The sequence below is a fragment of the Deltaproteobacteria bacterium genome, from assembly GCA_016213065.1.
Classification (GTDB): domain Bacteria; phylum UBA10199; class UBA10199; order SPLOWO2-01-44-7; family SPLOWO2-01-44-7; genus JACRBV01.
On record JACRBV010000090.1, the window covers coordinates 1 to 7,172 of the forward strand.

General features: G+C 46.0%; 5 protein-coding genes and 1 pseudogene. 5 read left to right on the top strand and 1 reads right to left on the bottom strand.

Annotated features, from left to right (window positions below):
• Positions 1 to 161: 161 nt before the first annotated feature.
• From HY877_05260 to HY877_05270, 3 genes are all read left to right on the top strand, one after another.
• Positions 162 to 1,796: an NAD+ synthase gene (locus HY877_05260; GenBank protein ID MBI5299684.1), complete on the top strand. Its 1,635-nt coding sequence runs from the start codon at positions 162 to 164 to the stop codon at positions 1,794 to 1,796.
• Between the two features lie 114 nt (positions 1,797 to 1,910).
• Positions 1,911 to 2,588: a 16S rRNA (cytidine(1402)-2'-O)-methyltransferase gene (rsmI, locus tag HY877_05265; protein MBI5299685.1), complete on the top strand. Its 678-nt coding sequence runs from the start codon at positions 1,911 to 1,913 to the stop codon at positions 2,586 to 2,588.
• The gene (locus HY877_05270; protein MBI5299686.1) at positions 2,585 to 3,139 is read left to right on the top strand and encodes a hypothetical protein; all 555 of its coding nucleotides are present in this window, start codon (positions 2,585 to 2,587) and stop codon (positions 3,137 to 3,139) included. Before rsmI ends, HY877_05270 begins: the two co-directional genes overlap by 4 nt.
• Before the next feature lie 160 nt (positions 3,140 to 3,299).
• Here the strand turns inward: HY877_05270 and dnaK are convergent, their stop codons facing one another.
• Positions 3,300 to 5,228: a molecular chaperone DnaK gene (gene dnaK, locus HY877_05275; GenBank protein MBI5299687.1), complete on the bottom strand. Its 1,929-nt coding sequence runs from the start codon at positions 5,226 to 5,228 to the stop codon at positions 3,300 to 3,302.
• Between the two features lie 146 nt (positions 5,229 to 5,374).
• Between dnaK and HY877_05280 the strand changes: the two are divergent.
• A pseudogene (locus HY877_05280) lies at positions 5,375 to 6,059 on the top strand (DNA damage-inducible protein D).
• A 6-nt stretch (positions 6,060 to 6,065) separates the two neighbouring features.
• A complete protein-coding gene (gene dnaJ / locus HY877_05285; GenBank protein MBI5299688.1) occupies positions 6,066 to 7,133 on the top strand; it encodes a molecular chaperone DnaJ in 1,068 nt (355 codons plus the stop codon).
• Positions 7,134 to 7,172: the final 39 nt, after the last annotated feature.

A 7,172-nucleotide genomic window follows, 5' to 3' on the forward strand; every position in this document is an offset into this window, starting at 1 on the left:
AGACAGAAGACAGAAGACAGAAGACAGAAGACAGAAGACAGAAGACAGAAGACAGAAGACAGAAGACAGAAGACAGAGGACAGAGGACAGAAAACAGAAAACAGAGCGGCTTTGGATTTTCTGACGTCTGTTTCCTGACTTCTGTTTTCTGATTTTCCAAAATGAAAATTGCCATTTGCCAAATCAACACGACGGTTGCGGATTTCACGGGAAATGAAGAAAAGGTGGCGCGGGGATTGGCGTGGGCCAAGGCCAAAGGTGCCAGTTTGGCTATTTTCCCGGAGATGACTACGTTTGGATATCCGCCGCGCGATCTTCTCGATAGGCCGTATTTGATTGACGCCAATCTTGCCTGTGCGGAGCGTATTGCCAAACGAACAACCAAAGATTTGGGCGCTATTTTTGGTTTTGTCGCCAAAAACAAATCAAAAACGGGTTGTGGTTTATTGAATGTCGCTTGTCTTGCGCATTCCGGGAAAATTCAGACGATCCAGCCGAAAACACTTTTGCCCACCTATGATGTTTTTGATGAAGCAAGACATTTTGATCCGGCGACAGGTCATCAAATTGCGTTATTTAAAGGAATGACCATCGGCTTGACCGTTTGCGAAGATATCTGGTCCGCTTTTGATTTTGGCGGGCGTCGTAATTACACCATTGATCCAACAGAACATTTGAAAAACGAAGGGGCAAAACTGCTTGTGAATATCTCCGCTTCTCCCTTTAGTCTTGGAAAAAGGGAAGTGAGGCGGGAACTCATTGCCGATGTGGCGCGCAGAAACCATCTGCCCGTGATTTATTGCAACTTGGTTGGCGGAAATGACGAACTTGTTTTCGACGGCCAAAGTCTTGTTTCCAACGCCAAGGGAGAAATTGTTTTCGAGGGAAAACATTTTCAGGAAGAAATGTCTCTTGTTGATCTGGATAAATTAAAACCGGTTGAAATACTTTCCGGAATTCCCGATGTGGAAGAGATTCATCAAGCGCTCCTGCTTGGACTGAAAGATTATGCCAGCAAATGCTGTTTCTCCAAAGCGGTGATTGGTTTGTCGGGAGGAATTGATTCCTCCGTGGTAGCCGCCTTTGCGGCCGAAGCTTTCGGGCCTAAAAATGTTTTTGGATTTTCGCTTCCTTCTCCCTATTCCAGTAAAGGAAGTTTGGACGATGCCAAAGCATTGTCCAAACGTTTGGGGATTTATTACGAAGTTGTGCCGATCGAGGATATTTATTCGAGTTTTTTGAAAGCCGCCAAAGTGGATTTGCGTAAAGGGGTGTCTCTGGTTGCGGAAAATATTCAGGCCAGAATTCGTGGCACCATTTTGATGGTGTTTTCAAACAAAAACGGGGCGTTGGTATTATCGACCGGAAATAAATCGGAGTTGGCTTGCGGCTATTGCACGCTCTATGGGGATTTGGCAGGAGGGTTGGCACTTCTCTCGGATGTTCCCAAAACTTCCGTTTATGAATTGGCCCATTTTATCAATCGGAAAAAGAAAATTATTCCCGATGCGGTTTTCAATAAACCTCCTTCCGCGGAACTTCGTCCGAATCAGAAAGATGAAGATTCACTTCCTCCCTACGATATTTTGGATGCCATTTTAAAAGCCTACATCGAGGATCATTTGAGTCTGAAAGAAATTGTGGCAAAAGGTTTTTCCAAAAAAGTGGTAACGGATGTGGTGTGGCGGGTTGATCACAATGAATACAAACGGCGCCAAGCTCCGCCCGGCATCAAAATTACCTCCAAGGCGTTCGGCATCGGGAGACGTTTCCCCATTGCGTGGGGATACCGGTGAAGAAAAATCAAAGATTAAAAATCAAAAATCAAAAATACAGACTAAAAATAAAAATTTTTTCATTTTAATATGTGTTTTTGATTTTTAATCTTTGATTTTTGATTTTTTCAAATTATGACTCTCTACATTGTTGCAACGCCCATTGGAAATCTCGAGGATATCACGCTTCGCGCATTGCGTATTCTCAAAGAGGTGGATCTCGTTGTTGCTGAAGATACAAGACATACGCGCAAACTCTTGCAACACTTTGATATCCACACACCATTGGAGAGTTTTTTTGAGCATCAAGAAGAATCCAAACTAAAACCGATTTTGAATAAATTAAAAAATGGAACGAACGTTGCGCTCGTGAGTGACGCGGGCACTCCGGGTATTTCCGATCCGGGTTTTCGTTTGGTACGTGCCGCTATTCAAGAGGGAATTGCTGTAGTTCCAATTCCCGGAGCCTCGGCCGCGATCACCGCTCTGCAAGCCGCCGGATTGCCCACGGATCATTTTTTCTTTGTGGGTTTTCTTCCTGAAAAACCCGGGAAGCGCAAAAAATATCTGGAGGCGCTCTCTGTTTTACAGCACACATTGATTCTTTATTTGTCTCCATGGAAAGCGCAAAAGCAACTTCAGGAATTGGCGCTGACTTTTGGGGAGAGACAAGTGTGCATGGGACGTGAATTGACAAAACTTTACGAAGAATTTTGGCGAGGAACTTTGCCTGAATTGATCACCCACTTAGAAAAGAAACCGCCCAAAGGAGAAATCACTTTGGTCGTCGCAGGATGTGAGGAAAAAGAATGATATTATTTTTAAGCCCCGCAAAAAAACGCGCCCTTTTGGAAACACTCCATCACATTGCCGAGTACCTGCCTTTGAAAGAAGCCGTTTTTCAGAAATTTCCGATACCAACAGCGGCGGGGGATTATTTTGGTTTTCAATTGATTGTGGAGGGGGGCGTTAAAAAAGAAAAGAGAAACAAGGAAGAGGGATTTCGTTTTTTGACCACCATAGAACTGCCGAAGCGTTTCAAGGGGCGCATTTTTTTACAAAACGAGCGGCGTAAAACAAGTCTGAAACCGATTGCCGGTTTGAAACTAGTGCATACGTCGGTCAAAAAATTCGACGAACAATTTCTACTCTTAGCCGACGATGAAGAACTGGCAGGATCTGTTTTTCAGCCTTATTTGTGCGAAAAGATTATTTCGATTCCGGAAACCCACTGGCAGTTGGATGTCCACCGCAAGGAAGCTCATTTTGAAGTCTGGCAGGCTTTTCTCAACGCTAAAAATATCGCTGAACTTTTGCGTCTTGTTGTGGAAACCTTAAATGCCGCTCTTGTCCGAAGTTCTTAGGGTTGTGACAGATTGAAAATGATCCCTTGGAAACACGCGATATTTTTTGGGTCGTCCCAAAAAATTCGCTCGAGTCTCGGCGATTTTATTGATTATATCCCGGCTGTTAAAATCGCCTCCGACACGGTTTCCAAGGGATCATTTTCAATCTGTCATCGTACTAGGGCTTCGGATTTTCTTCAAACTCTGCATCCACCACCTTCTCGTCTTTTTTCTTGGCGGCTTCTGCACCATCGCCCTCTGGGGTGCCTCCTGTGGCTCCCGGTGGGGGGCCTTGTGCGGCGGTAGCTTGTTTGTACATGATCTCGGCAATTTTGTGGGAGGCTTGGGTCAAAGTTTCCGTGGCGGATTTGATTTTTTCCGTATCCGCGTCTTTCTTCTCGAGAACTTTCTTGCAGGCGGCAAGGGCCTCTTCGACTTTGGCTACTTCCTCGGCCGGGAGTTTGTCTTTATTTTCCTTCAATGTTTTTTCTGTTGTGTAGACGAGTGCGTCGGCTTGATTGCGCGTTTCAATTTCGCTTCTGCGTTTTTTATCTTCCGCTTCGTGGGCCTGCGCGTCTTTTACCAGATTGTTGATTTCGTCTTTGGAAAGACCGCTGGAAGATTCAATGCGGATGCGCTGTTCCTTGTTGGTGGCTTTGTCTTTCGCGGCAACGTGTACAATGCCGTTGGCATCGATATCAAAAGTCACTTCCACTTGCGGAATGCCGCGCGGTGCGGGAGGAATTCCGTCCAAAATAAATTTGCCCAGAGTTCTGTTGCCGGAGGCCATTTCACGTTCTCCCTGCAGAACATTAATCTCAACACTTGTCTGGCTGTCGGCCGCTGTTGAAAACACCTGACTCTTGCGGGTTGGGATGGTTGTGTTTCGCTCAATGAGTTTGGTCATCACGCCGCCCAAAGTTTCGATTCCCAAAGAGAGGGGAGTGACGTCAAGCAAGAGCATATCTTTAACTTCGCCCTGCAAGACACCGGCCTGAATAGCGGCACCAACCGCCACGACTTCATCAGGATTGACACCCTTGTGCGGATCTTTGCCAAAAAAGTTTTTCACCATCTCCTGAATTTTTGGAATACGGGTCGAACCGCCAACCAGCACCACTTCGGAAACCTCCGCGGGTTTCATGTTGGCATCGGCCAAAGCTTTTTTGCAGGGCTCCAGCGTTTTGTCGAGAATATCTCCCACCAGCGCTTCAAATTTTGCCCTGCTCAGTTTTATCGTCAAATGTTTCGGACCTGTTTGATCTGCGGTCAGGAAGGGGAGATTGATTTCCGTTTCCAGTGTGGCGGAGAGTTCAATCTTTGCTTTTTCCGCCGCTTCACGGAGGCGTTGCAATACCATCTTGTCTTTGCTGACATCCAGCCCTGTATCTTTTTTGAATTCGGCGATGAGATGTTCCATGATCTTTTGATCGATGTTGTCTCCGCCAAGGTGCGTATCCCCGTTGGTAGAAATCACTTCGACAATATTTTCACCGACATCCAGAACGGAAATATCAAAAGTACCGCCGCCGAAATCGAAAACAGCGATTTTGTGTTCTTTCTTTTTATCCATCCCGTAGGCCAATGCGGCCGCGGTGGGTTCGTTAATGATGCGTTTCACTTCAAGACCCGCAATTTTCCCGGCATCTTTGGTTGCTTGACGTTGACTGTCATTGAAATAGGCCGGGACCGTAATGACGGCTTCTTTGACCGGTTCGCCCAGATAATCTTCGGCGGCTTTTTTCAGTTTTGTCAAAATCTTCGCTGAAATTTCGGGAGGGGAAAGTTCTTTTCCGTTGATTTCCACTTCGGCATCATTGTTGGAAGCTCTAACGATTTTATAGGGAACGATTCGGATTTCTTCGGGGACTTCGTTGAATTTGCGTCCCATAAAACGTTTGATCGAATAAACCGTTTTTTCAGGGTTGGTGATGGCCTGACGTTTGGCCGGTTGCCCAACCAAAATTTGACCATCATTTTGATACGCAACCACGGAAGGGGTGATTCTGGAACCCTCTTCATTATGAATAACCTTCGGTTCGCCACCCTCCATGACCGCGACCACAGAATTGGTGGTGCCCAAATCAATTCCAATCATCTTTGCCATAAAATTAGTCTCCTTATAAATCTGCGTTTTACACAGTGCGACGCTTATATGAGCCCTAAACCAAAAAAGTCAATGTCATAGGAATATTATTTTTCCATTCGGTTCTTCTTGACTTCTCTTGAAAAAAACACAATTTAGGTCCGCTCATGACCCATGAAATTGAAAAAACTTCAGGCAATATCTCTCCCTTTGAACGTATTCGTCACATCAATGAGACCAGCAATGAATATTGGTCCAGCCGTGATTTTTCCCAAGTGCTGGGATATACCGATTACCGTAATTTCGAGCAGGTTGTGCAAAAGGCTCGTCTGGCCTGTTTTAACAGCGGCCAGCGTATTGAGGATCATTTCGTTGATATCACCGAAATGATCGAAATTGGCAAAGGTGGTCGGCGAGAGATCAAAACTGTTTTGATGTCGCGATACGCTTGTTATCTGGTCATCCAGAATGCAGACCCATCGAAAGAAACTGTTGCTTTGGGGCAGACCTACTTTGCAGTGCAAACCCGTCGTCAGGAACTTTCCGACCAGACGATTGAAGCAGAGCGTAGGTTGCTCTTGCGGGATGAAATGAAGACCCACAATTTGAGGCTTGCTGAAACGGCAAAACGAGCTGGCGGCTAATCTTTTTCGTGCAACTCAGACAGAGAAAAAAATTCGAAGGGAAAAAATTATTGGTAAGGGAAAAGCCAATCAAACGCATAAAGAGGTTGGCTCAAAAGTTCGACAGACAATCAGAGAACTGGGAGGCACAATGCCTGAAAACTTACCTATAGCAGAAGATATTGAAAAAATTCAAACAAGACAGAGTAAAGAATTAAAGGGGAAATAATACTTCATGACCAAACGGGATTACTACGAAATATTGGGGATTTCCAAAAATGCAGAATTGGGGGAGATCAAAAAAGCTTATCGCCAGAAGGCGATGGAATTTCATCCCGACCGCAATCAGCATGATCCACAAGCCGAAGAAAAATTCAAAGAAGCTTCCGAAGCTTACGAAGTTCTGAGCGATTCTCAGAAACGCCAAATTTATGATCAGTTCGGTCATGGAGGCCTTGACAGACAAGGTTTTCACCATGGCTTCAGCAACATGAACGATATCTTTTCCTCCTTCGGCGATATTTTTGAAGATTTTTTCGGCGCCGGTTTCGGCGGTTTTGGCGCGAGACGGGGTGGGTCCGGCAGAAGCCGTGCTCGAAAAGGGAGCGATTGTGAAACTTCCGTCACGATTGCCTTTCAGGAAGTTTTAAACGGTGTCAAAAAAGAAGTGACGCTCCATAAAGAAGCCGTGTGTGACGCGTGTTCCGGAAAAGGTTCCAAATCGGGAAAAACTCAAGCATGCGTTGCTTGCGGCGGTACGGGTCAGATGGCCCATCAGCAGGGATTTTTCATGATTCAAACAACTTGCTCGCGTTGCAGGGGAGAAGGTGAAATTATTTCAGATCCGTGTGATGAATGCCGCGGTCAAGGGCGCGTGCGTGCGAAAAAAAATCTGACCGTGAAAGTGCCGCCGGGCGTGGAAGATGGAATGAGTCTTGTTCTGCGCGGCGAGGGAAATGCCGGTGTGAGCGGTGGGCCCGCCGGGGATTTGTACGTGCATGTGCGTGTGGAGCATCACGAATTGTTTGAACGCAAAGGGGATGAGATTCATTGCGCGATTCCGGTTAGCGTAACTCAGGCGGCGTTGGGGATGCGCATTTCCGTGCCCACGCTGGAAGGGCATCAGCACGTTGATCTTCCCGAAGGAATTGACAGCGGTGAAGAAATACGTCTTAAGAAAATGGGATTTCCAAATGTGCACGGCGGTAAACGGGCCGACCAAGTTATAAAAATCATCGTGAAAACACCCAAAAAATTATCCAAAAAACAAAAGCAACTCTTGGAGGAGTTTTCAAAACTTTAATGAGTACATCCGAAAACTGTCATCCCTGCGAAGGCAGGG